Origin of the sequence: Pseudomonas sp. lyk4-R2A-10 (assembly GCF_030209075.1) — a bacterium.
GTDB lineage: Bacteria > Pseudomonadota > Gammaproteobacteria > Pseudomonadales > Pseudomonadaceae > Aquipseudomonas > Aquipseudomonas glycinae.
Genome location: NZ_JARVSR010000001.1, coordinates 311,847 through 336,510, shown reverse-complemented (window position 1 = coordinate 336,510; position 24,664 = coordinate 311,847). Strand labels below are relative to the sequence as shown.

The window sequence follows — 24,664 nt, the reverse complement described above, 5'->3', positions numbered from 1 at the left end:
GCAGCAGATCACGACCAGCATTCCTCGAAGAAGGTTTCTCACAAGGCTAGATCCTCAGGTGTGAATGTCATCTTGAATGAACGATACGGAGCGAAATCGCTCGGCTTCATTCCCTGCATTTCCGTCAAACGTCCAATATTCTTGACCGCTGCCACTGCCGACGCATCGAACGGACCGTCACCACTGGACTTGGCCACGCTGACCGAAGTCACCGTACCGTCCGGCAACATGCCGATCTGCAGCACAACCGTCATGCCTTTGCGTGCCGAAGGTGGACGTGCCCAGCCTTCCGCTGCCCGCGCACGAATCAGGTCATCGAAACTGCCCGCGACTTCATCGCCCTGCTCATCGGCCAAGGCCTGCTGGCGCTGCGGCGTGTCGGAAAGCAAATCTGCCAGGGCCTGAGCCTTTTTGTCTTCGGCGGATTTACGTGCCGCGTCCTGCGCTTTCTTCTTCGCAGCATCGGCAGCAGCTTTCTTCTTCGCGTCTTCGGCGACTTTCTTCTTCGCCTCTTCAGCTTCAGCTTTCTTCTTGGCGTCTTCGGCGGCTTTCTTCTTCGCGTCTTCGACGATCTTCTTCTTGGCTTCTTCAGCGGCCGCTTTCTTGGCCTCTTCTTCAGCAGCCTTCTTGGCTTCTTCTTCGGCTTTCTTCTTGGCTATATCAGCCAATTGTTTCTCTTCTGCCTTCTTGGCTTCGGCGGCTTTCTTCGCGTCGTCGGCTTTCTTGGCTTCATCAGCCTTCTTCGCCTCGTCCGCTTTCTTCGCCTCATCGGCCTTCTTGGCTTCCTCGGCCTTTTGAGCCGCTTCTTCTTTCTTTTGTTCCGCAGCCTTCACCGCTTCCTGCTCGACCTTTTTCTGCTCCATCTGCTCGACTTCGGTCTGGCGCGCGGCGGATTTCTTCGCCTCACCCGCAATCTTCTGATTGGTCTGGGTGGTTGCCTGACTTTTCGATTTCAGCTGGTACAGGGTCGCCTGGACAATCGGCTTGGCCGGCGGCAACTCCGGAGTCAGGGCGAAACTGACGAACAGCATGCCGAACACCAGCACGTGCAAGCCAATCGCCCAGACACTGGGCCAGAAGTAGCTTTCCGAGGCGGACGGCTCTCGCTGTTGCTGCATCAGGGCGCCTCGGTGATCAAGCCAACGTTACCGACCCCGGCTTTCTGCAACCCGCCCATGGCGCCCATGACGGAGCCATAATCGACGGACTTGTCGCCACGGATGAAGACCTGGGTACGCTTGCCGCCTTCAGTGCCGGCGCGAATGATCTTGGTCACCGCGTCGGTCATCTGTGGCAGGGTCATGGCCCGGTCCTGCTGCTTCTCGGTGTCGACTTCGCTGCCAAGGTTCCAGTAGTAGGTCTTGTCCGACTTGATCGAAATGGTCAGCACCTGGGTGTTGTTGTCCTGCGGCAAGGCTTCGCTGGAAACCTTGGGCAGATCCACTTTCACGCCCTGATTGAGCATCGGCGCAGTCACCATGAAGATGACCAGCAGCACCAGCATCACGTCGATGTAAGGCACTACGTTCATCTCGGCGACCGGCTTGCGCTTGTGTCGGGCTCGAGTGATTAAAGCCATCGGGAAATACCTGCTTATTCTTCGCTGGTGTGCACTTTGCGGTGCAGGATCGCCTGGAACTCATCGGCGAAGGTGTAGTAGCGGCTCAGCAAGGTTTCGCTGCGGGCAGAGAAACGGTTGTAAGCAATAACGGCCGGGATCGCGGCGAACAGACCGATCGCGGTGGCGATCAGGGCTTCGGCGATGCCGGGTGCGACGGTGGCCAGAGTGGCCTGCTGGGCGCTGGCCAGACCACGGAAGGAGTTCATGATCCCCCAGACGGTACCGAACAGACCGATGTACGGGCTGACGGAACCTACGGTGGCGAGGAACGGCAGGCTCTGCTCGAGTTTCTCTTCCTCACGGGAGATGGCGACGCGCATGGCACGGGCCACGCCTTCCATCACCGCTTCAGGATCGACGCCTGGCTGCTGACGCAGACGGGAGAACTCCTTGAAGCCGGCACGGAAGATCTGCTCGACGCCGGAATCCGGATCCGGATTGCTGCCAGCCTGACGGTAGAGTTTGGACAGGTCGATACCCGACCAGAATCGCTCCTCGAAGCTCTCGAGGGCACGTCGACCGGCGCGTATCAGATTGCTGCGCTGAAAGATCATGATCCATGAGGTCACCGATGCGGCCACCAGAGTCAACATTACCAACTGCACCACGATGCTGGCATTGCTGACCAGGCTCCACATGGAGGAATGGTCGACGACGTTAGCTTCCACGCTTTATCTCCTGCTTTGAGTGTGTACCCGTGCCGACCGCGTCGGCAAAGGCCGCACGCAGGTCTTCGGGAAGGGCCCGGGGTTTCAAACTGTTAGTGCGCACACAGGCCACCAGAAACTGCCCTTCGCAGAGCAGCACATTATCCGTTGCCCGCCTGACCTGCTGTCGAAAGCGCAGGCTGGCACGGTTCAATTCGATTACATCAGCGCTTACCAGAAGCTCGTCATCCAGTCGCGCCGGCGCGTGATAACGCGCTTCGCTGGAATGCACGACGAACAACAGGTCCTCCCCTGCCAGCGCCGACTGGGCAAAGCCCAGCTCCCGGAGCCGCTCGGTTCGAGCCCGTTCCATAAACTTGAGGTAATTAACGTAATACACGATGCCGCCCGCATCGGTGTCCTCGTAATAAACGCGACAACGATGTGCGAACGGCTCAAGCCCGTTTTGCGCGCGCATACTCTAGTGCTTACTCCTCGGGTTGCCAATCCGGCCAGGCAACTGTTTTTCATTGTTGGAAGGCTTTACCGCAAAAGTACCGTCCTGTGACAGTACAAACGCTGAATAAATCGACAATAAATGTGTATCAATCGTCCACGGCATCGAGAAACTCGTCTACCACGGGCATCTCGCCCATTCGTGTCGGAATGTTTAAACCAAAATGCAGGTACGCGTGACGGGTAACCACCCTGCCCCGCGGCGTACGCATGATGTAGCCCTGCTGAATCAGGTACGGCTCGAGCACGTCTTCAATGGTGTGGCGCTCTTCGCTGATCGCCGCCGCCAGACTGTCAATGCCTACCGGGCCGCCGTCAAACTTCTCGATCATGGTCAACAGCAGACGCCGGTCCTGATGATCGAAACCATGCTCGTCGACATCCAGCAGGTTCAACGCCAGATCTGCGACGGATTTGGTGATGTGGCCCTTGGCCCGGACTTCGGCGAAATCCCGCACCCGACGCAGCAGTCGGTTGGCGATCCGCGGCGTGCCACGTGCACGACGGGCAATCTCGAAAGACCCTTCCGGATCCAGCGGCAAGCCGAGGATATTCGCCGAACGGCTGACAATCGTCGCCAGGTCAGCGGTGCTGTAGAACTCGAGACGCTGGACGATGCCGAAACGGTCGCGCAACGGGTTGGTCAGCATGCCCGCCCGCGTCGTCGCGCCAACCAGGGTGAACGGTGGCAGATCAAGTTTGATCGAACGCGCCGCCGGACCTTCACCGATCATGATGTCGAGCTGGAAATCTTCCATGGCCGGGTACAGCACTTCTTCGACGATCGGCGACAGACGATGGATTTCATCGATGAACAGCACGTCGTGCGGCTCAAGATTGGTCAACAGCGCCGCCAGATCACCCGGACGTTCCAGCACCGGGCCGGAAGTGCTCTTGATCGACACACCCATTTCCTGAGCAATGATGTTCGCCAAGGTAGTTTTACCCAGCCCCGGCGGACCGAAGATCAGGGTGTGGTCGAGGGATTCGCTACGGCCACGGGCGGCCTGGATAAACAGTTCCATCTGCTCGCGAACGGTCGGCTGGCCGATGTACTCGGCCAGGCTGACGGGACGTATCGCCCGATCCTGGACTTCTTCGCGCTCACGCGGACTGTGCGTGGCGGCGATCAGACGATCAGCTTCAATCACTTAAATCATTCCCTTCAGGGCGCGTCGAATCATGTCTTCGCTGCTCAGGCCTTTCTCTTTGATCGCGGAAATCGCCTTGCTCGCTTCCTGTGGCTTGTAGCCCAGGGAAATCAGCGCGCTGACCGCATCGTTCTCGGCCGTATTGACTGGCGCCGGGCCGTCCGGCTGGTTCGGCACCAGCGCGAACATGGCCGGCGACGTTTCCCAGGCCTTGAAGCGATCCTTGAGCTCGACCAGCAGACGCTCGGCGGTTTTCTTGCCCACGCCCGGCACCTTAGTCAGCGCCGAGGTGTCCTGGGACTGTACGCAGCGGATCAGTTCGTCGACTTCCAGACTCGACATCAAGGCCAGGGCCAGTTTCGGCCCTACACCGTTGAGACGGATCAACTCGCGAAAAAAGTCTCGCTCACGCTTGCCGGCAAAACCATAGAGTAACTGTGCGTCTTCGCGTACGACCAAATGGGTGTGCAAGGTCAGCGGTTCACCGACCGACGGCAGACGATAAAGGGTGGTCATGGGCACTTCCAGCTCATACCCGAGGCCGTTTACATCCAGAATCAGGTGCGGCGGCTGTTTCTCAGCCAGAGTACCGCGCAAGCGTCCAATCACGTTTCAGATCCTTGAGCGTTGGCCAGCCGTGGGCTGGCGACCGACAGAGCATGGATTCACGGCCGACAACCCAGGCACGAAATCCACATTCCGTAAAAATGACTGCTGATGCTATCAGAGACGCAGGCGCCCGCCACGACTGCGTGCCGTTCCCAAGCCGTGCGGTAACAGACTGGAGCGGGTGTGGGCGTGACAAATGGCAATCGCCAGGGCATCCGATGCGTCGATTTGCGGTTTGCTGGTCAGCTTGAGCATGTGCATGACCATCATCTGCACCTGCTCTTTATTGGCAGCACCGGTTCCCACCACAGCCTGCTTGACCTGAGTGGCCGTGTACTCGGCGATCTCCAGGCTTTCTTCGGCGCCGGCAACGATAGCGGCCCCACGGGCCTGCCCGAGCTTGAGCGCCGAATCAGCGTTTTTCGCCATGAACACCTTTTCGATGCCCATGGTGACCGGGCCGTAGGTCTGGATGATTTCCCGCACGCCGCGGTAGACAATCTGCAACCGCTCATGCAGCTCGCCGGCACCGGTGCGGATACAACCCGAGGCGACGTAGATGCAACCGCCGCGTCCGGTATCGCGAACAATGCCGTAACCGGTAATGCGCGAACCGGGGTCGATACCAAGAATTAAAGTCATAAGCCTGCTGGTTCGAAAAAACACAAAAAACAAATGTGGGAGCTGGCTTGCCAGCGATGACGGTGTGTCAGGCACCATCATTAGCTGATGTGCCGACGCCATCGCTGGCAAGCCAGCTCCCACATTGAGCCTAGTCGCTCTTAACCGAGCTGAGCGGCCACGTCTTCCGGAATGTCCGCGTTGGAGTAGACGTTCTGCACGTCGTCCAGGTCTTCCAGCATGTCGATCAGCTTGAGCACCTTCTCGGCACCCTCCAGATCCAGTTCGGCGCTGGTGGTCGGCTGCATGACGATTTCCGCGTCATCACCCTTGAAACCTGCGGCTTCCAGGGCATTGCGTACCGCGTAGAAGCTGGTGAACGAGGTGAACACGTCGATCGAGCCATCTTCGTGACTGACCACGTCGTCGGCATCGGCTTCCAGCGCCGCTTCCGTCAGCGCGTCTTCGTCCACGCCCGGGGCAAAGCTGATCTGGCCCTTGCGTTCGAACAGGTAGGCTACCGAACCGTCGGTACCGAGGTTGCCGCCACACTTGCTGAACGCGTGGCGAACAGCTGCTGCGGTGCGGTTGCGGTTATCGGTCATGCACTCGACCATCACCGCCACGCCGCCTGGGCCGTAACCTTCATAGGTCAGTTCTTCAACGTTGTCGGCTTCGGTCGCACCGGCGCCACGGGCCACGGCACGGTCGATGATGTCGCGACTCATGTTGGCGCCCAGCGCCTTGTCCAGCGCCAGGCGCAGACGCGGGTTGGAGCCCGGATCACCGCCGCCCTGACGGGCCGCAACGGTCAGTTCGCGGATCCACTTGGTGAAGATCTTGCCTCTCTTGGCATCCTGGCGTTCTTTGCGGTGCTTGATGTTCGCCCACTTGGAATGACCTGCCATAACTCGCTCCGAATTCTCTTGAACAATGCCCGCCATGCAGGTGCATCGGCCAGCAAAAAAATCTTGTTTTCAATCACTGCAGAAAGAAAAAAGGCGCATCCGAAGATGCGCCTTCAGGCCCGTCTTACTCAGCCTTCGGCGTTTCGCGCAAACGAATGTGCAGTTCGCGCAATGCCTTCGCGTCCACGACACCCGGCGCCTGCGTCATCACGTCGGCAGCACTCTGGGTTTTCGGGAAGGCGATCACTTCACGGATCGACTGGGCGCCAGTCATCAGCATCACCAGACGGTCCAGACCGAAGGCCAGACCACCGTGTGGCGGTGCGCCGTATTTCAGGGCGTCGAGCAGGAAGCCGAACTTCTCTTCCTGTTCCGCTTCGTTGATGCCCAGCAGACGGAACACCGCCTGTTGCATCTCTTTACGGTGGATACGGATCGAACCGCCACCCAGTTCGGTGCCGTTCAGCACCATGTCGTAGGCACGGGACAGAGCGCCGGCCGGGTTGGCTTCCAGCTCTTCCGGCGAGCACTTCGGTGCGGTAAACGGGTGGTGCAGCGCGGAGAAGCTGCCGTCGTCGTTCTCTTCGAACATCGGGAAGTCGACAACCCACATCGGAGCCCATTCGCAGGTCAGCAGCTTCAGGTCGTGACCGAGCTTGATACGCAGCGCGCCCAGGGCTTCGCTGACGATCTTGGCCTTGTCGGCGCCGAAGAACACGATGTCGCCGTCGACTGCGCCAACGCGGTCGAGGATCACGTTCAGGTTGGCTTCCGGGATGTTTTTCACGATCGGCGATTGCAGACCTTCAACACCGGCAGCACGCTCGTTGACCTTGATGTACGCCAGACCCTTGGCACCGTAGATGCCGACGAACTTGGTGTAGTCGTCGATCTGCTTGCGCGGCATGCTCGCCCCGCCTGGAACGCGCAGCGCGGCGATACGGCATTTCGGGTCGTTGGCAGGGCCGCTGAAGACCTTGAAATCCACTTCTTTCAGTTGGTCGGCCACGTCTACCAGTTCCAGCGGGTTACGCAGGTCTGGTTTGTCGGAACCGTAACGGCGCATGGCTTCTTCGAACGTCATGTGCGGGAATTCGCCGAATTCCAGATCCAGCACTTCCTTGAACAGGTTGCGGATCATGCCTTCGGTCAGGCCCATGATGTCTTTTTCGTCGAGGAAGCTGGTCTCGATGTCGATCTGAGTGAACTCAGGCTGACGGTCGGCACGCAGGTCCTCGTCGCGGAAGCACTTGGCGATCTGGTAGTAACGGTCGAAGCCGGCGACCATCAGCAGTTGCTTGAACAGCTGTGGCGATTGCGGCAGCGCGAAGAACGAGCCGGCGTGGGTACGGCTCGGTACGAGGTAGTCGCGCGCGCCTTCCGGAGTGGCACGGGTCAGGATCGGCGTTTCGACGTCGAGGAAGCCGTTCTCGTCCAGATAGCGACGGATACTGGTGGTCATACGCGAGCGCAGACGCAGCTTCTCGGCCATCTCCGGACGACGCAGGTCCAGGAAGCGATAACGCAGGCGGGTTTCTTCGCCGACGTCGGAGAACTCGTTCAGCGGGAACGGCGGGGTTTCCGACTCGTTCAGCACTTCCAGTTCGTAGCCCAGCACTTCGATCATGCCCGACGCCATATTGGCGTTGGTGGCACCGGCCGGACGCAGACGCACCTTGCCGGTGATCTTCACGACGTATTCGCTGCGCACGCGATCGGCGGCGGCGAAGCTCTCGGCGCGATCCGGATCGAACACTACCTGGGCCAGACCGTCACGATCACGGATATCGAGGAAAATCACCCCGCCGTGGTCGCGACGACGGTGAACCCATCCGCAAAGGGTAATTTCCTGGCCTTCCAGGCTTTCGTTCAGTTGGCCGCAATAATGGCTGCGCATCATGGTAGTGGTTCGCTTCTCGTAATTCGAAATTCGGTGGAGATCCCGCTGCACTCAAGCACTGTGCAACCTGTGGAAACTCGCGCGTGTCGTTCGACCTGGGTTTGAACCCTAGTCAGATTTGTCGCCACCGGCCAGATTCTTCTTCGCGCCGGTCTTGAAATCGGTTTCGTACCAGCCGCTGCCGCTGAGGCGAAAGCCCGGCATCGACAGTTGCTTCTTGAGTTCCGGCGCCTGGCAGGCAGGGCAATCGACCAGTGGTGCGTCGCTGATCTTTTGAATGGCTTCCAACTGATGACCACAGGAAGCACATTGGTAATCGTACATCGGCATGGGGTTGTCTCGGCAATCAGATTGCCAGCACGCGCAGGGCTGTGCGGCGAAAGGGCGGGATTATATCCATTAAATGCGGCCTGTGCAGCCGGAAGACTGCACAGGCCGTCTCGTCAGTGACAACCCGCGTCGTGCATACCCGGAGAATCCCGCAGGCCATGCACCACACATACCACCCGCACCAGACCGCTAAAGTTTTTCACCCCGCCATGGCGCAGGTGCACTTCACGATCGACACGGGACAACAGCGTGCCGACCGAACAGCAATTGTCCTCGGCCATCCGGCCCAGAATGTTCCAGTAAACCTGCTCCAGCCGCATGCAGGTCGCGAAACCGTTCAAGCGTACCGATCGGGACAGCGGCCGGATCAACGCCATGTCGAACCCGCCGAGAAACGGCTCCCCGAACTTGTCCTGCTGCAAACCGACGGCAATGCCGCCTCGCCTGTCTCCACCTTCCATATCGCTGACACTCCTTTGTCATTCCTGCGCCTGTGATCAAGGCGATTTCCTGTGACCTCATTAAAAGCGCAGGTGCAAAGGCAGATCCAGATGACTTTTTGACCATCCACGTAGGATAAGCCAACGCGATACGGAGGATCGTGGAGCGGTGGGGCGTATTCCTTGTTTCCTACCGTCGCGAATGATTTTTCCGGAAAAAAAGAGAAAAGCGCACGAGCGAAGGATCCGTGCGCTTTCCGTCATCAAGCCTCGAGCAGCGCGCGCAACATCCACGCGGTTTTCTCATGAACCTGCATGCGCTGGGTCAGCAGGTCGGCGGTCGGTTCGTCACTGACCTTGTCCAGCAGAGGGAAAATCCCCCGCGCCGTGCGGGTGACCGCTTCCTGACCCTCGACCAATTGCTTGATCATGTCCTCGGCACTCGGCACGCCCTCCTCCTCTTTAATGGAAGACAGGCGCGCGTAGGTCGCGTACGCGCCCGGCGCCGGAAACCCCAGCGCCCGGATGCGTTCGGCGATCAAGTCCACTGCCAGGGCCAGTTCGTTGTATTGCTCCTCGAACATCAAATGCAGGGTCCGGAACATCGGTCCGGTGACGTTCCAGTGGAAGTTGTGGGTCTTCAGATACAACACGTAGGTGTCCGACAGCAGGCGCGAGAGCCCTTCGACGATGGATTTGCGGTCTTCTTCACTGATACCGATATCGATTGCCATGCTTACCCCCTAACGGCGATTGAATTCATCCAGCAGGTGTCGGTTCACTGTAGCAAGGCCACCCCTGCCCCGCAGCCCCCGTATGAACCCGATAGACGCGACAAATCGTCCGGTACCTGCCACTGGCCGGGGTAATTTGAGTAGCTGCAGGCTTTGCTGTTAAATAGGCAGTGTGTCGCTACGCCCCGTTTTCCGGGCCTGCGCATAGGCTGATGTCGTGCACGTGTCCAACGCCTCTTATTGTTCCGAAGCGAACCGTGCGCCTTCAGCTCTTCCTTGTGAGCCGTCATAACGTGAGTCAATAAAAATGTTGAAAATCGTCCACCTGCTAATGGGCGCAGCAGCCTTGCTGCTGTCCTTCATACCCAGCCTGAAGTCCGAAGCGGTACCTTACCTGCAACAACCCGATGCACTTTACCTGGCCTTTTTCGGCCTGCTGAACCTGATCCTTGCGCCAGTCATCCCTTACTGGAACAAAGGTCCGCGCCAGCATCTGCAAAATCTGGTCAGCGCCCTGCTGGTCCTGACTGTCGTCCTGCAAACCCTGACCCTGATCGCGCCGATGCCTGTCATCGCCGGCCAGCCAGCCGTGCTGTTCAGCCTGGTGATCGCACTGGTCGCCGTGGTTCTGCACCTGGCGGTCAGCTTCTATAAATCTTCACCGGCCGCCGCTACGCAAAGCTACGACATGAGCAACCGCGATACCGGCACCGTCAAGTGGTTCAACACCTCCAAGGGCTTCGGCTTTATCTCCCGGGATTCCGGCGATGATATTTTCGTGCACTTTCGCGCCATCCGTGGCGAAGGCCACCGCGTTCTGGTCGAAGGCCAGCGTGTGGAGTTCTCGGTGATGAACCGTGACAAGGGCCTGCAGGCCGAAGACGTGATCGCCGCCCTGCCGCGCCGCTGATCCACGTCCCGCAATAAAAAACCGCGAAAAGCCTGGCTGTTCGCGGTTTTTTAATGAATGCGTTTTAACGGGAGCATGCCCGCGCACTTCTCAATAGTGTGGCGGCGGTGCGTCTTCTTCAAAAGAACCGAACTGCCCCACCATCTCTTCCTGGCGCTTGAGTACGGCTGCCATCTGCAATTGCAGACGCTCGACCACTCGCTGCTGCTCCACCAGCACATCGTTCAATGCCTGAATGGTGTCGTCCTGAAATGCCAGACGACTTTCCAGCTCGGTAACACGTTGTTCGAGGCTCATGACTCAGCCCTCCAGAAAGGTGAAATCTTCGTCCAGCACCAGGCGCAGGCGCTCGCGGATCGCGGCCACTTGCTCGGCGCTGTAAGGCTTGGCGGGGTGCTTGCCCCAGACCGGCGCCGGCCAGGCGGCGTCGTCCCGCTTACGCACGATCACATGCATATGCAACTGGCTGACCACGTTACCCAGGGTCGCCACATTCATCTTGTCGGCGTCGAAGGAATCCTTTAGCACCTCGGCCAATGCGGTGGTTTCCTGCCACAGGCGCTGCTGGTCGGCGACATCCAACTGAAACAACTCGCTGATATCGTCGCGGCGTGGCACCAGGATGAACCACGGGTAGTTGGCGTCATTGGACAACAGCAGTCGGCACAGCGGGAAATCGCCGATGGTCAGCGTGTCCTGTTGAAGTCGTGAATCTAAAGCAAACACTGCGCGCACTCCCGGCGAAATGACCTGTTTACAGCTTAGCGCCCTGCTTTGAAAGCAGTGCACCAAGCGACTGGACGGCAGCATACCTGCGATTGGAGCGACCTTCACGGCGAACAGGGTTGCGGCAAGAATTCCTCCACGCCCCGGGATGTGACATTTATGACTCATGCGCACCAGAACGGAACCGGGAGCGCGAACGAACCGAGCAATATGACCGCCTGACACCTGAGCCTCTACGTTCATCCAGCGACCCAACTGTATGAATTCAGTACAGCCATTGAAATTTTTTGCACCAAAACCGCACAGTGCGTCTACGCTCAGTGCGTCGGGCATCCGCCGAATACTCACTGACGGGGTGAACCGGTAACGTTTTTGGTTGTCGCGTAGCAAAACTCACGGAGCAACACCATGCGAAGGATGGCGTCAAGCCTGACTGACAGGCCCTCGAAGCCCCCGGTTTTATGAGGTTTTTACAGCGTCAGACGAGCGCTCTGAAAAAAACCGGAACAATTCAGCGGTTTGTGCACGCTTGTTGCATTCATACCCATATGGACTATAAGCGCATCACAAGAAGTGGATGCCTTGAGCCCAATAAAAACAGTGGCAGGGTTGCCCGATGGAGATTCAAGCGTTTTGCCAAGGGACTCTTTTTTACCGATGCTCAAGCCCTGTAAAACAGCGCTGAAGTTGTCAGTCCCATTGCATTTGGACTGTAAATTTGCGACATCTACCAAGCCGATTGCGACACGCTCGTAAAGAAGCTGAAAGGTTGAATGCGCAAGTATCGCCAACATGGTCGGCGTGATATAAGTTTGCGCCGACACAAAAAGAAAGAGCCGCCCAGATAATAAAACAGGTGGGACGGCAGTACTCTTCTAAAACCAAAGGAGCAAATCACGATGCGCGTGATGAAGTGGAGCATGATCGCACTGGCAGTTGCAGCAGCCGCCAGTACTCAGATGGCTACGGCCGCACCGTTCGTAAGTGACCAGGCAGAAGCCAAAGGCTTCGTTGAAGGCGCGAAAGCTGATTTGCTGATTCGCAACTATTACTTCAACCGTGACAACAAAGACGGTGCCCGTGACGTAAAAGACTGGACCCAGGGTATCTGGGGCAACTTCAGCTCCGGTTACACCCAAGGTACTGTTGGCGTCGGCGTTGATGCGTTCGGCTACCTGGCCATCAAACTGGACGGCGGTGCCGGCACCAGCGGCTCCGGCAACATGAGCCGCAGCAACGAGTTCAATGCAAACGGTTCCCGCGACCCTGACGACAGCCAAGGCAAAGCCGGCGCTGCCATCAAGTTCCGCGTATCGAAAACCGAGCTGAAAATCGGTGACATGCAGCCTAGCACCGCTCCGGTGTTCGCTGTCGGCGGCTCCCGTATCCTTCCGCAAACTGCCAGCGGTTTCCAACTGCAGAGCAGCGAGATCAAAGACCTTGACCTCGAAGCCGGTCACTTCTACTCGGCAACCAGCCAGGACCGCAACGCCCGTGAAGGTGGTCTGTACGCGACCTACGCTGGTGTTGAAGCCAACACCATCGACTACTTCGGTGGCAAGTACGGCATCACCGAAAACCTGAGCGCATCGCTCTACGGCGCCAAACTGGAAGACATCTGGAACCAGTACTACGCCAACGTGAACCTGACCACTCCATTTGGTGGTGACACTTCGCTGAACACCGACTTCAACATCTATCGCACCACCGACACCGGTAGCGCGAAAGCCGGTGACATCAGCAACACCGCGTTCTCCCTGGCCACCGCTCTCTCGTTCCTGAAAGCGCACACCATCACCCTGGCCTTCCAGAAGGTCAACGGCGACACTCCGTTCGACTACATCGGCGTGGGCAAGAACAACCGTGGCGGCGACTCGATCTTCCTCGCCAACTCCATCCAGTACTCTGACTTCAACGCCCCGGGCGAGAAGTCTGCCCAGATCCGTTACGACATCAAAATGGCCGAGTACGGCGTTCCAGGTCTGAGCTTCATGACCCGCTACGTTAAAGGCTGGGACATCGACGGTACCCACACTCCAGCAGGCAGCGCCTACGCTGGTCTGTATGGCGAAGATGGCAAACACAACGAAACCAACTTCGAAGCCAAATACGTAGTTCAGTCTGGCCCGGCCAAAGACCTGTCCTTCCGTATTCGCCAAGCCTGGCACTTCGCTAACGCCGACGAAGGTGAAGGCGATACCAAAGAGTTCCGTCTGATCGTCGACTACCCGCTGTCGCTTTTGTAATCGCACCGAGTTAGTTGCGGTAACAAAACAAAAAGGCCCATCTTCGGATGGGCCTTTTTTATTGCCTGTCACTTGTAATAGATGCCTGACCGATAAGTCAGGCAATTAATTAGCAACCTATCATTACACTGCCGATTCCTGAACCACACGAATCACTCGTTGCGGAAACGGGATATCAATTCCGGCAGTTTTTAAACGATCACGGGATTGTTCGTTAAACATGAACATCACATCCCAGTAATCCGCCGTTTTAACCCAGACGCGCAGGGAAACAGTGATCGAACTGTCACCCAGTGTCGAAATAACGGCCTGGGGTGCCGGATCCTGCAGAACACGATCATCCTTGGCCAGATCCAGCAGCACCTGACGGGCCTTTTGCAGATCGGCTTCGTAATCCACACCCACGTCGAACACAACCTTGCGGGTCGGCTGACGGTTGGTGTTGGTGATGATGCCGTTCGACAGATTGCCGTTTGGCACGATGATGGTCTTGTTGTCACCGGTGCGCAGCACGGTGTGAAAGATCTGGATGCTGTCGACGGTACCCGCCACACCCTGGGCTTCGATCCAGTCACCGATGCGGAACGGACGGAACAACAGAATCAGTACGCCGCCGGCGAAGTTCGCCAGGCTGCCCTGCAGCGCCAGACCGATGGCCAGGCCGGCCGCACCGATCGCCGCAACGAACGAAGTGGTCTCGACGCCGATCATCGACGCCACGCTGACAATCAGCAGCACCTTGAGAATGATGTTGGCCAGGCTGCTGATGAAACCTTGCAGCGCCAGGTCGGCATTGCGCAGGGCCAGCAGGCCGCCGAGCTTTTGCGTGACCTTGTTGATCAGCCACCAGCCAATGGCCAGGGTGATCACCGCCAGCAGCACACGGCTGCCGTATTCCATGATCATCGGAATCCACGCCTGGGATGCCTTGACCAGGTTGTCCACCTCAGCATTCAAATCCATCTTTCATCTCCTGATTGCCGGCTTCCCGGGCTGTAAAAACCAGCGGCAGAAAGACCGAACCGAACAGGGCTCAATCGTTTCTGCCGTTGCTTGGGCCTCGGACGCATTAAACGCCGAGAGGTTCCGACCGAAAAGCTTAGTCGCGGAAGTTGTTGAACTGCAGTGGCATGCCAAATTCCTTGGCACGCAGGGCCGCGATGGCTTCCTGCAGGTCGTCACGCTTCTTGCCGGTCACACGCACCTGCTCGCCCTGAATGGCGGCCTGCACCTTGAGCTTGGCTTCCTTGATGTGGCCGACGATCTTCTTCGCCAGTTCTTTGTCGATGCCTTCCTTGAGGACAGCGTCCTGCTTCATCAGCTTGCCCGAGGCGAAGGAGTCTTTGACTTCCAGGCACTGCACGTCGATCTTGCGCTTGACCAGGGCCAGCTTGAGGATCTCGATCATCGCTTCCAGCTGGAAATCGGCTTCAGCGGTCAGGTGGACGGTCAGATCCTTTTCCTTGTATTCGAAGCTGCCCTTGCCTTTCAGGTCATAACGACGATCGAGTTCCTTCACGGCGTTCTCGACCGCGTTGGTGAGTTCGTGTTTGTCCAGTTCGGATACCACGTCGAACGACGGCATGTAATCTCTCCAATAAAAAGGCGCGCTCGTACGGGACGCGGCGCGCTTGGCTTGCGGTTAAAATCGGGCTCATTATAACGGGTCTTTTCCCACCGACACGGCGAGCCTTGCATGCCTGTACCTTACCGAGTGAAAAACTGATGTCCACCCCCTGGCATGTCCTCGGCGCCGGAAGTCTCGGCACGCTCTGGGCCACGCGCCTGGCCCGGGCCGGCCTGCCGGTTCGGTTGATCCTGCGCGACATTGACCGCTTGCACGACTATGCAACGGCGGGCGGCCTGACCCTCGTCGAACAAGGCGTGGCCAGCAGTTACGCCATCCCCGGCGAAACCCCGGACAGCCCCGAACCGATCCGCCGCCTGCTCGTGGCGTGTAAGGCCTACGACGCCGAAGCGGCTGTGGCCGGACTTGCCCATCGCCTGGCACCGGACGCCGAGCTGATCCTCTTGCAGAACGGCCTCGGCAGCCAGGAAGCGGTCGCCGCGCGAGTCCCGCAGGCCCGCTGCATCAGCGCCTCCAGCACCGAAGGCGCCTTTCGCGACGGCGACTGGCGCGTGGTGTTCGCCGGCCACGGTTACACCTGGCTGGGGGACGCCGGTCATCCGGTAGCGCCGATCTGGCTGGACGATCTCGAGGCGGCGAAAATCCCCCATGAATGGAGCGCCGATATCCTCACTCGTCTGTGGCGCAAACTGGCACTCAACTGTGCAATCAATCCGCTGACGGTGCTGCACGACTGCCGCAACGGTGGCTTGCAGCAACATCACTGCGAAGTCGCCACGCTGTGCGGCGAACTGACCGAGCTGCTCGAACGCTGCGGGCAACCGGCGGCGGCGGACAACCTGCAACAGGAAGTGGAGCGGGTGATCCAGGCCACGGCGGCGAATTTCTCGTCCATGTATCAGGACGTGGCCAGCCAGCGCCGCACCGAGATCAGCTATTTGCTTGGGCATGCCTGCAAGGTTGCAGAGCGTCATCAGTTGAACCTGCCGCATCTCAAGCAGTTGCAGCAGCGCCTGACTGCCCATCTGCACAGTCTCGGATTGCCCGTCGACTGAGCAGCGGCTACGCTGGCCACTTGTTCCTTTGCTGCGATAAACCTGATGCCATTGCGCCAGCGTCTTGAAAACCTGCCGGTCGGCCAGAAACTGCTGGCCGCCCTGCTGGTGCTGTTGACCACCGTGTTGCTGGTCGCCAACCTGACCTTTATCAGCGCCGCCTATTACATTTCCCAGGAAAGCATGGCGCCCCAGGCGTTGCAGACCATCGGCCGGCTGGTGTCGAACCCGAGCCTGGTGGCCGAAGCCTTGCAATCGCCACAAAGCGCCGAGCGTCTGCTCAAGGAGCTCGACAGCTATTCTCCGCTGCGTGCAGCCGCTTTATATGACGGCAAAGGCGAACGTCTGGCGCAGTTGCAACACGGCGACAAACTCAACCTGCCGGAACGCTACCGGCACATCGAAGCCTGGCAACTGACCGAGTTTCGCAGCAATCAACTGATCACCCTGCCCCGCCCCGGCACCGCGCCGGGCCATCTGTTGCTGGTGGCCAGCAGCGAGCTGCCGGTGGCGTTCTATACCGGCACACTCACGGCCAGCCTGGGGATCCTGATTTTCAGTGTGCTGCTGTGGCTGGTCATCGCCCGGCAGATCAAGCGCCTGATCACCCGGCCGATTCATCAACTGGAAGAACTGTCCCGTCAGGTAACCCGCGAGGAGAACTATGCCCTGCGCGCCTCCCGGGGCAACCATGACGAAATCGGCAGCCTCGCCGAAGCGTTCAACACCATGCTGTCGCGCATCGAGGCGAGGGAGCAGCAACTCAAGCGTGCCCGCGATGATTCCCAGGCGGCTTACGATCAGGCCCAGGGGCTGGCCGAAGAAACCCGCCACACCAACCGCAAGCTGGAACTGGAAGTCCAGGTGCGCAGCAAGATCGAGAAGAAACTCACCGGGTTCCAGAACTACCTCAACAGCATCATCGACTCCATGCCCTCGGCGCTGATCGCCCTCGACGAACAGCTCTACGTCACGCAGTGGAACCAGGAGGCCAGCGCCCTTTCCGGTACACGACTGGACGAAGCGCTTAACCAGCCGATCTTCCTCGCGTTCGAGCCGCTCAAGCCGTTCCTGCCGCAACTCAAGCAGACCGTCGAACAGCACACTGTGGCGAAAATCGAGCGGGTGACGTGGTTCAAGGACGACGAGCCCAAGCACTACGCCCTCACCTTCTACCCGTTGATGGGCGGTGCCGGGCGCGGCGTGGTGATCCGGATCGACGACATCACCCAGCGCCTGTCGCTGGAAGAAATGATGGTGCAGTCGGAGAAAATGCTGTCGGTCGGTGGCCTCGCCGCCGGCATGGCCCACGAGATCAATAACCCGCTGGGGGCGATCCTGCACAACGTGCAGAACATTCGCCGACGCCTGTCGCCGGACCTGCCGAAGAACCTCGAGCAGGCCGAGCAACTGGGCATCGAACTCGATACCGTGAACCGTTATCTGCAAGGCCGGGAAGTCCCGCAACTGCTCGACGGCATTCAGCAGGCCGGCGCCCGGGCGGCGAAAATCGTCACCCACATGCTCAGTTTCAGCCGTCGCAGCAACCGCCAGATGGCGCCGTGCGACCTGCCGGCGCTGATCGATCAAGCCGTGGAAATCGCCGGCAACGACTTCGACCTGGCGATCGGGTTCGACTTCAAGGGTCAGGCAATCATTCGCCAGTTCGACCCGGCGCTGGGCCCGGTGCCCGGCACTGCCAACGAACTGGAACAGGTGCTGCTGAACCTGCTGAAAAACGCCGCGCAGGCGATCCACCAGCGCGAAGATGACAGCGAGCCAGGGCGAATCACCTTGCGCACCCGGCTCAATCCGCCGTGGGCCGAGATTCAAGTCGAGGACAACGGCATCGGCATGAGCGAGAACGTGCGCAAGCGCACCTTCGAGCCGTTCTTCACCACCAAGGAAATCGGCCAGGGCACGGGCCTCGGGCTGTCGGTGTCGTACTTCATCATCACCAACAACCACAAAGGCCAGATGGAAGTGCAGTCGGCGCCGGGGCAAGGCACCTGCTTCACCCTGCGCCTGCCACTGGCGCAACCGGCGCCCATCGCCGCCGAAACCAATCAACTACCGAGGTAAACCATGGGCTTTCGCCTGTCGAAGATCTACACCCGCACCGGCGACAAGGGCGAAACCGGACTCGGCGACGGCCGCCGGGTGCCCAAGGATCACCCGCGCATCGAAGCCATTGGCGAGGTCGATACGCTGAACAGTCAGGTCGGTGTACTGCTGGCCGGATTGATCGCCGAGCGCGAAATCTGCCCCGGGCTGAATGAGCTGATCGATGTGTTGGCGCCCTGCCAGCACCGATTGTTCGATCTCGGTGGCGAGCTGGCGATGCCGGAATATCAGGCATTGAACGCAGCAGAAATCGAACGGCTGGAAGCCGCTATCGATGTCTGGAACGAGGAACTGGGGCCGCTGGAGAATTTCATTCTGCCGGGCGGTTCGATGCTGATTGCCCAGGCCCACGTCTGCCGCAGCCTGGCGCGCAGTGCCGAGCGGCGTTGTCAGCATTTGAATGCGATCGAACCGTTGGCCGGGGTTGGCCTGGCGTATATCAATCGCTTGTCGGATCTGTTGTTTGTGGCGGCCAGGCTGATCGCCCGGCGCCAGGGTATTGCCGAGATTCTGTGGCAACCGGCGGCGAAACCTTCAGATCAGTAGCGCCAGTCAGGCCCCCTTCGCGAGCCCGCTCGCGAAGGGGGCAGTCGCATCAATGCTAATTCAGGCCTCAGGCCTCAGGCCTCAGGCCAGAACGCCCGAATCCCCGCGACACCCTGAGCCCCGGCATTCCATGCTTTTTCGCGCTCCGCCGGGCCGACTCCGCCCAACAGGAACACCGGTTTGCTGAAGCCTTCGATCAGCGTCGACGCCTGCTCCCAGCCCAACGGCTGTGCATCCGGGTGAGTCAGGGTCGGCTGCACCGGCGACAGAGTGACGAAATCCACGCCCATCTGCTCGGCCAGTGCCAGTTCTTCAGCGTTGTGGCAGGACGCTGCCAACCAGCGCTCCGCCGGTAACGGACGCCCCGCAGCGGCGTATTTGCGCAACTGCGCCGAGGTGATGTGCCAGCCGGCCGCCGGGAAATCCCCCAGCCACTCGAACGGGCCCTTGATCATCAACTGCGCCTTGCCGGCGCACAGGCCGACCGCATCGACCGCCAGATCGCGGTACTTCGGATCATAACCATTGGGCGCACGCAGCTGGATCAGCTTGATGCCACCGGCGATTGCCTTCTGGATACCGCGCAGCAAGGCCGGGGTTTCCAGGTCTTCCGGGGTGATCAGGTATTCGGCAGGCAGACGCGCCGCCGCCACGATCGGCTGGTTGGCCGCCGGGAATTCGTAATCCGTCAGCTCCCTGGCCGACACCCAGGCCAAGGGCTGACCTTCAGCGCCGTGGGGCTCACCGGTAAAACTCGAAACTTCCCAGACATCCAGCAACACCTGCTTGTCCGGGTAGTCATGACGCACCTTGATCAGCGGCCGAGCGGCGCCAACGACAATGCCCAACTCTTCGTGCAGCTCTCGGGCCAGCGCGGTTTGCACCGACTCATCGGCCTCGACCTTGCCACCGGGAAATTCCCAGAGGCCGCCTTGATGCTGGGTATCGGCACGACGGGCGATCAGAATCTTGCCACTGCCGTCACGAATGACGGCGGCGGCGACGTGTACACGTTTCACGACTGCAATTCCTCCAGTCCAGCCTTTTGCCAGGCCTTGAAGGCCGGCCATTGGTAGACGGTTTCAACATAGGCTTGATCGTCGGCCGGCAGCTTCACCTGATAGGTGCGCAGGCGTACGGCAATCGGCGCGAAGAACGCATCGGCCAGCGACACTCGACCAAACAGATAAGGCCCAGGCTCGGTCGCGACAGCGCGGCATTCGGCCCACAGCGCGAGCATGCGCTCGATGTCGACCTTCACCTCCGGCGGCACCGGATTGAGCGGCGCATCGTGGCTCAGGTTGAACGGCATGTGATTGCGCATGGCGAAGAAGCCGCTGTGCATCTGTGCGCAGGCGGATCGCGCCTGGGCACGGGCGGCGATATCGGTCGGCCAGAGTTGTTCGGAAGGAAACTGTTCGGCCAGGTATTCGGCAATCGCCAGAGAGTCGGCGATGGTGCCACGGGCGGTTTTCAGCAGCGGCACCTTAGCGGTCGGCGAGTGCGTGAGCAGCCGCTCGCGGGTGTCGGGCCTACCGAGCTTGACCAATTCTTCGGTGTAGGGTGCGCCGGTCAGTTCAAGCGCCAGCGCCGCGCGCAGGGACCAGGAGGAAAGCAGTTTGTCGCCGATGATCAGGTGAAGGCTCATGTTCGGGTCCTTTCATGGGACAGAAGAAAAGGAGGTCCGCAGACCTCCCTCTTCAGCAGGGATCAGGTGCGGTATTCGGCGTTGATCTTCACGTACTCGTGGGACAGGTCGGTGGTCCAGATGGTTTCGCTGCAATCGCCGCGACCCAGTTCGATACGGATGGTGATTTCTTCCTGCTGCATCACCGCCGAGCCCTGGGCTTCGGTGTAGGTCGCGGCGCGCGCGCCACGGCTGGCGATGCACACCTCGCCGAGGAACACGTCGATCTTGCTCACATCCAGGTCCGGCACGCCGGCACGGCCGACAGCGGCGAGGATGCGACCCCAGTTCGGGTCCGAGGCGAACAGCGCGGTCTTGATCAGCGGCGAGTGGGCCACGGTGTAGCCGACGTCCAGGCATTCCTGGTGATTGCCGCCGCCGTTGACTTCAACGGTCACGAACTTGGTCGCGCCTTCGCCGTCACGCACGATGGCCTGGGCCACGTCCATGCACACCTCAAACACGGCCTGTTTCAGCTTGGCGAACAGTTCGCCTTCGGCGCGGTTGATTTCCGGCAGTGCGGCCTTGCCGGTAGCGATCAGCATGCAGCAGTCGTTGGTCGAGGTGTCGCCGTCGATAGTGATGCGGTTGAACGACTTGTTGGCGCCGTCCAGCATCAGGTTTTGCAGCACGTCGCGAGAGACTTTGGCGTCGGTGGCGATGTAGCCGAGCATGGTCGCCATGTTCGGACGAATCATGCCTGCACCCTTGCTGATGCCGGTGACGGTGATGGTCACGCCGTCATGCTGGAACTGGCGGCTCGCGCCTTTTGGCAGTGTGTCGGTGGTCATGATGCCAGTGGCGGCAGCTTCCCAGTTGTTTTCCGACAGATCGTCCAGCGCGGCTTGCAAGGCGCCTTCGATCTTCTCGACCGGCAGCGGCTCGCCGATCACGCCGGTGGAGTACGGCAGAATCTGGCTGGCATCGACGCCGGTCAGCTCGGCCAGCTTCGCGGTCGTACGCTCGGCGGCGGCCAGGCCCGGCTCGCCGGTGCCCGCGTTGGCGTTGCCGGTGTTGGTCAACAGGTAGCGCACAGCGTTCTGCACGCGCTTCTTGGCCAGGATCACCGGCGCTGCACAGAAAGCGTTCAACGTAAACACGCCCGCCACGGTGGAACCTTCGGCGCAACGCATCACGACGACATCCTTGCGCCCCGGGCGTTTGATACCGGCCGAAGCAATACCGAGTTCAAAACCGGCAACCGGGTGCAACGTTGGCAAAGGACCAAGACCAACAGCCATGAATGCGCTCCTTACTCAATGATGTCAGCACCGCCAAGCGTAGTGACGGTGGTGTAAATGGCAAAACGCCGCGACGGCTGGTGCCGGTCGCGGCGCGGGTATTTCAGCGATTGAAACGGGGTTTACTGGATCTGCCCGTGGCAATGCTTGAATTTCTTGCCCGAACCGCAGTAGCACAGTTCGTTGCGGCCCAGCTTCTGCTCGTTGCGAACCGGCGCGGCAGCGAGGGCCACGTCGACCTCTTCACCGACCAGTTCCGGTTGCGCTTCCAGGCCAGGAGCCTCGGCGTGTTCGAACTGCATGCGCGCGGCCAGCGCTTCGGCTTCCTGACGCAGGCGTTGCTCTTCTTCGGCCGGATCTTCGCGGCGAACCTGAACGTGCGACAGCACACGGATCGAGTCGCGCTTGATCGAATCCAGCAGCTCGGAGAACAGCGTGAAGGACTCGCGCTTGTATTCCTGCTTCGGGTTCTTCTGCGCATAACCACGCAGGTGGATGCCGTGACGCAGATGATCCATGGTCGACAGGTGGTCTTTCCACAGGTCGTCCAGCACACGCAGCACGATCTGCTTCTCGAAGGAGCGCAGGGCTTCGGCGCCGGCCTGGTCTTCTTTTTCGTTGTACGCGGCGATCAGCTCGTTCATCAGCTTCTCACGCAGGGTTTCTTCGTACAGGTGATCGTCTTCGTCGAGCCATTGCTGGATCGGCAGCTTCACGCCGAAGTCGCTGGCGATCGACGCCTCCAGACCGGCCACGTCCCACTGCTCTGGCAGCGATTGCGGCGGAATGTGTGCGCTGACGGTGGCGTTCAGGACGTCCTGACGGAAATCAGCGATGGTTTCGCCGATGTTGTCCGCAGCCAGCAACGTGTTACGCATGTGATAGATCACTTTACGCTGTTCGTTGTTGACGTCGTCGAACTCGAGCAGTTGCTTGCGAATATCGAAGTTGCGGCCTTCAACCTTGCGCTGTGCCTTCTCGATGGCGTTGGTCACCATGCGGTGCTCGATCGCTTCACCGGACTGCATGCCCAGGGCTTTCATGAAGTTCTTCACCCGGTCAGAGGCGAAGATGCGCATCAGGCTGTCTTCCAGCGACAGGTAGAAGCGGCTGGAACCGGCGTCACCCTGACGGCCGGCACGGCCACGCAGCTGGTTGTCGATACGACGGGATTCGTGACGCTCGGACGCGATCACCTGCAGGCCGCCGGACTCCAGCACTTGCTGGTGACGCTTCTGCCAGTCGGCCTTGATCTGGGCGATCTGCTCAGGGGTCGGGTTTTCCAGCGACGCGACTTCAACTTCCCAGTTGCCGCCCAACAGGATGTCGGTACCACGACCGGCCATGTTGGTAGCGATGGTCAGTGCGCCCGGACGACCGGCCTGCGCGATGATTTCAGCTTCTTTTTCGTGGAACTTGGCGTTCAGAACCTTGTGTTCGATGCCTTCCTTCTCGAGCAATGCGGACATGTGCTCGGAGGTTTCGATGGTCGCAGTACCCACCAGCACCGGCCGGCCGGCGGCCATGCTTTCCTTGATGTCATTGACGATCGCCGCGTATTTCTCTTCGGCGGTCAGGAACACCAGGTCGTTGTAGTCCTTACGGGCCAACGGCTTGTTGGTCGGGATCACGACGACTTGCAGGCCATAGATCTGATGGAATTCGAACGCTTCGGTGTCCGCGGTACCGGTCATGCCGGACAACTTGTCGTACAGACGGAAGTAGTTCTGGAACGTGGTCGATGCCAGCGTCTGGCTCTCGGCCTGGATGTTCAGGTTTTCCTTGGCCTCGATGGCCTGGTGCAGGCCTTCGGACAGACGACGGCCGGGCATGGTACGACCGGTGTGTTCGTCGACCAGTACGACCTGACCGTCCTGCACGATGTATTCAACGTTGCGGTGGAACAGCTTGTGCGCACGCAGACCGGCGTAGACGTGAGTCAGCAGGCTCAGGTTGTGCGCCGAGTACAGGCTCTCGCCCTCGGCCAGCAGACCTATGCTGGTCAGCTGGTCTTCGATGAACTGGTGACCGGCTTCGTTGAGTTCCACCTGACGGGTCTTCTCGTCAACGGTGTAGTGGCCTTCCTGGGTGACTTCGCCTTCGACTTCTTCGACGTGCAGCTTGAGTTTCGGGATCAGCTTGTTGATCTCGATGTACAACCTGGAACTGTCCTCGGCCTGACCGGAAATGATCAGCGGGGTACGCGCTTCGTCGATGAGGATGGAGTCGACTTCGTCGATCACGGCAAAATTGAGTTCGCGCTGGAATTTCTCTTCCATGCTGAACGCCATGTTGTCGCGCAGGTAGTCGAAACCGAATTCGTTGTTGGTGCCGTAGGTGATGTCGGCGGCGTAGGCGGCGCGTTTCTCTTCCGGCGGCTGGAAAGGCGTCACGATGCCGACGCTCAGGCCGAGGAATTCATACAGCGGACGCATCCAGTTGGCGTCGCGGCGGGCCAGGTAATCGTTCACGGTCACAACGTGCACGCCCTTGCCGGACAGCGCGTTGAGGTAAACGCCCAGGGTACCCACCAGGGTCTTGCCTTCACCGGTGCGCATTTCGGCAATCTTGCCTTCGTGCAAGGTCATGCCGCCAATCAGCTGGACGTCGAAGTGGCGCATGCCCATGACCCGCTTGCCGGCTTCGCGGGCAACCGCAAAGGCTTCCGGCAACAGCTGATCAAGGGTCTCCCCCTTGGCAATGCGGTCTTTGAACTCTGCGGTCTTGGCGCGCAGTTGATCGTCCGAGAGGGCGACCATCTTCTCTTCGAAGGCATTGACGAGCTGCACCGTCTTGAGCATGCGTTTGACTTCACGCTCGTTCTTGCTTCCAAAAAGTTTCTTTAACAAAGGCGCAAACATATCGGCAGGATCTTCCACACTAAAGGGATGGAGGGCGGCCCCGTGAGTCGCCCGTGCAGCCCTCATGGCCGCATGCGAACGAGCATTCTACCCGGAAACGGTGGTGAGGAAAGTGGGGATATTCCACGATGCTGGCACTGCGCTTTGACGGGGCTCACTTAAAATAGGGGCGTTTTGCTCAACTTCAAGCCGTACAGCGAAGA

At 59.7% G+C, this 24,664-nt stretch carries 25 protein-coding genes; 5 read left to right on the top strand and 20 right to left on the bottom strand.

All coding sequences use genetic code 11. From position 1 onward, the window contains the following. Nucleotides 1-38 precede the first annotated feature (38 nt). The 12 genes from tolA to QRN46_RS01440 all read right to left on the bottom strand — a co-directional run bounded on the left by tolA (nucleotide 39) and on the right by QRN46_RS01440 (nucleotide 9,477). A complete protein-coding gene (gene tolA / locus QRN46_RS01495) occupies nucleotides 39-1,118 on the bottom strand; it encodes a cell envelope integrity protein TolA (protein WP_011335641.1) in 1,080 nt (359 codons plus the stop codon). Beyond that, nucleotides 1,118-1,570, bottom strand: coding sequence for a protein TolR (gene tolR / locus QRN46_RS01490; RefSeq protein ID WP_162130475.1), 453 nt, complete (start codon nucleotides 1,568-1,570; stop codon nucleotides 1,118-1,120). The genes tolA and tolR overlap by 1 nt, the downstream gene beginning before the upstream one ends. 23 nt (nucleotides 1,571-1,593) lie before the next feature. Then, nucleotides 1,594-2,289, bottom strand: a complete 696-nt coding sequence (gene tolQ, locus QRN46_RS01485) for a protein TolQ (protein WP_039766018.1) — start codon at nucleotides 2,287-2,289, stop codon at nucleotides 1,594-1,596. Next, on the bottom strand, nucleotides 2,279-2,746 hold the full coding sequence (gene ybgC / locus QRN46_RS01480) for a tol-pal system-associated acyl-CoA thioesterase (RefSeq protein ID WP_007951203.1): 468 nt from the start codon (nucleotides 2,744-2,746) through the stop codon (nucleotides 2,279-2,281). The genes tolQ and ybgC overlap by 11 nt, the downstream gene beginning before the upstream one ends. Before the next feature lie 127 nt (nucleotides 2,747-2,873). After that, on the bottom strand, nucleotides 2,874-3,935 hold the full coding sequence (gene ruvB, locus QRN46_RS01475; protein WP_011335643.1) for a Holliday junction branch migration DNA helicase RuvB: 1,062 nt from the start codon (nucleotides 3,933-3,935) through the stop codon (nucleotides 2,874-2,876). After that, nucleotides 3,936-4,544, bottom strand: a complete 609-nt coding sequence (ruvA, locus tag QRN46_RS01470; RefSeq protein ID WP_007951205.1) for a Holliday junction branch migration protein RuvA — start codon at nucleotides 4,542-4,544, stop codon at nucleotides 3,936-3,938. Between the two features lie 114 nt (nucleotides 4,545-4,658). Next, complete coding sequence (ruvC, locus tag QRN46_RS01465) at nucleotides 4,659-5,186, bottom strand: crossover junction endodeoxyribonuclease RuvC (RefSeq protein ID WP_007951206.1); 528 nt, start codon at nucleotides 5,184-5,186, stop codon at nucleotides 4,659-4,661. A 140-nt stretch (nucleotides 5,187-5,326) separates the two neighbouring features. Then, on the bottom strand, nucleotides 5,327-6,073 hold the full coding sequence (locus QRN46_RS01460; protein ID WP_003227527.1) for a YebC/PmpR family DNA-binding transcriptional regulator: 747 nt from the start codon (nucleotides 6,071-6,073) through the stop codon (nucleotides 5,327-5,329). Nucleotides 6,074-6,197: 124 nt separating this feature from the next. Further along, nucleotides 6,198-7,973 (bottom strand): aspartate--tRNA ligase, encoded by a 1,776-nt coding sequence (aspS, locus tag QRN46_RS01455; protein ID WP_011335645.1) that lies wholly within the window; start codon nucleotides 7,971-7,973, stop codon nucleotides 6,198-6,200. Nucleotides 7,974-8,081: 108 nt separating this feature from the next. Then, entirely contained in the window at nucleotides 8,082-8,303 is a 222-nt protein-coding gene (locus QRN46_RS01450) for an FmdB family zinc ribbon protein (RefSeq protein WP_007951210.1), read from the bottom strand. Nucleotides 8,304-8,416: 113 nt separating this feature from the next. Beyond that, complete coding sequence (locus QRN46_RS01445) at nucleotides 8,417-8,764, bottom strand: ribbon-helix-helix domain-containing protein (protein WP_011335646.1); 348 nt, start codon at nucleotides 8,762-8,764, stop codon at nucleotides 8,417-8,419. A gap of 242 nt (nucleotides 8,765-9,006) precedes the next feature. Continuing rightward, on the bottom strand, nucleotides 9,007-9,477 hold the full coding sequence (locus QRN46_RS01440; protein ID WP_085697174.1) for a Dps family protein: 471 nt from the start codon (nucleotides 9,475-9,477) through the stop codon (nucleotides 9,007-9,009). 307 nt (nucleotides 9,478-9,784) lie between these two features. Between QRN46_RS01440 and QRN46_RS01435 the strand changes: the two genes are divergently transcribed. Further along, nucleotides 9,785-10,387 carry a cold-shock protein gene (locus QRN46_RS01435; protein ID WP_011335647.1) on the top strand — a complete coding sequence of 201 codons (603 nt, stop codon included), beginning with the start codon at nucleotides 9,785-9,787 and terminating at the stop codon, nucleotides 10,385-10,387. A gap of 90 nt (nucleotides 10,388-10,477) precedes the next feature. On the opposite strand, the gene QRN46_RS01430 is transcribed toward QRN46_RS01435, so the two are convergent. Together QRN46_RS01430 and QRN46_RS01425 are read right to left on the bottom strand one after the other, a co-directional pair. Next, complete coding sequence (locus QRN46_RS01430; protein WP_007951214.1) at nucleotides 10,478-10,684, bottom strand: SlyX family protein; 207 nt, start codon at nucleotides 10,682-10,684, stop codon at nucleotides 10,478-10,480. A gap of 3 nt (nucleotides 10,685-10,687) precedes the next feature. Then, entirely contained in the window at nucleotides 10,688-11,113 is a 426-nt protein-coding gene (locus QRN46_RS01425) for an HIT family protein (RefSeq protein WP_041475414.1), read from the bottom strand. An 899-nt stretch (nucleotides 11,114-12,012) separates the two neighbouring features. Here QRN46_RS01425 and QRN46_RS01420 point away from each other — a divergent pair. Then, nucleotides 12,013-13,359 carry an OprD family porin gene (locus QRN46_RS01420; RefSeq protein ID WP_011335650.1) on the top strand — a complete coding sequence of 449 codons (1,347 nt, stop codon included), beginning with the start codon at nucleotides 12,013-12,015 and terminating at the stop codon, nucleotides 13,357-13,359. A 123-nt stretch (nucleotides 13,360-13,482) separates the two neighbouring features. Here QRN46_RS01420 and QRN46_RS01415 read toward each other — a convergent pair whose 3' ends face one another. Further along, nucleotides 13,483-14,322, bottom strand: a complete 840-nt coding sequence (locus QRN46_RS01415) for a mechanosensitive ion channel family protein (protein ID WP_007951217.1) — start codon at nucleotides 14,320-14,322, stop codon at nucleotides 13,483-13,485. A 136-nt stretch (nucleotides 14,323-14,458) separates the two neighbouring features. Continuing rightward, nucleotides 14,459-14,944, bottom strand: a complete 486-nt coding sequence (locus tag QRN46_RS01410) for a YajQ family cyclic di-GMP-binding protein (RefSeq protein ID WP_011335651.1) — start codon at nucleotides 14,942-14,944, stop codon at nucleotides 14,459-14,461. A 140-nt stretch (nucleotides 14,945-15,084) separates the two neighbouring features. On the opposite strand from QRN46_RS01410, the gene QRN46_RS01405 reads away from it, so the two are divergent. From QRN46_RS01405 to QRN46_RS01395, 3 genes are read left to right on the top strand one after another with little or no spacing between them, the layout of a single operon-like run. Next, nucleotides 15,085-16,002, top strand: a complete 918-nt coding sequence (locus tag QRN46_RS01405) for a putative 2-dehydropantoate 2-reductase (RefSeq protein ID WP_011335652.1) — start codon at nucleotides 15,085-15,087, stop codon at nucleotides 16,000-16,002. Nucleotides 16,003-16,047: 45 nt separating this feature from the next. After that, the gene (locus tag QRN46_RS01400; RefSeq protein ID WP_011335653.1) at nucleotides 16,048-18,084 is read left to right on the top strand and encodes a sensor histidine kinase; all 2,037 of its coding nucleotides are present in this window, start codon (nucleotides 16,048-16,050) and stop codon (nucleotides 18,082-18,084) included. Nucleotides 18,085-18,087: 3 nt separating this feature from the next. Beyond that, nucleotides 18,088-18,672 carry a cob(I)yrinic acid a,c-diamide adenosyltransferase gene (locus QRN46_RS01395; protein ID WP_285354190.1) on the top strand — a complete coding sequence of 195 codons (585 nt, stop codon included), beginning with the start codon at nucleotides 18,088-18,090 and terminating at the stop codon, nucleotides 18,670-18,672. A gap of 74 nt (nucleotides 18,673-18,746) precedes the next feature. Here the strand turns inward: QRN46_RS01395 and QRN46_RS01390 are convergent, their stop codons facing one another. The 4 genes from QRN46_RS01390 to secA all read right to left on the bottom strand — a co-directional run bounded on the left by QRN46_RS01390 (nucleotide 18,747) and on the right by secA (nucleotide 24,461). Continuing rightward, on the bottom strand, nucleotides 18,747-19,691 hold the full coding sequence (locus QRN46_RS01390) for a Nudix family hydrolase (protein WP_011335655.1): 945 nt from the start codon (nucleotides 19,689-19,691) through the stop codon (nucleotides 18,747-18,749). After that, nucleotides 19,688-20,320, bottom strand: coding sequence for a glutathione S-transferase family protein (locus tag QRN46_RS01385; RefSeq protein ID WP_201816267.1), 633 nt, complete (start codon nucleotides 20,318-20,320; stop codon nucleotides 19,688-19,690). Before QRN46_RS01385 ends, QRN46_RS01390 begins: the two co-directional genes overlap by 4 nt. Before the next feature lie 62 nt (nucleotides 20,321-20,382). Next, a complete protein-coding gene (argJ, locus tag QRN46_RS01380; RefSeq protein ID WP_011335657.1) occupies nucleotides 20,383-21,600 on the bottom strand; it encodes a bifunctional glutamate N-acetyltransferase/amino-acid acetyltransferase ArgJ in 1,218 nt (405 codons plus the stop codon). A 122-nt stretch (nucleotides 21,601-21,722) separates the two neighbouring features. Continuing rightward, the gene (gene secA / locus QRN46_RS01375) at nucleotides 21,723-24,461 is read right to left on the bottom strand and encodes a preprotein translocase subunit SecA (RefSeq protein WP_041475415.1); all 2,739 of its coding nucleotides are present in this window, start codon (nucleotides 24,459-24,461) and stop codon (nucleotides 21,723-21,725) included. Nucleotides 24,462-24,664: the final 203 nt, after the last annotated feature.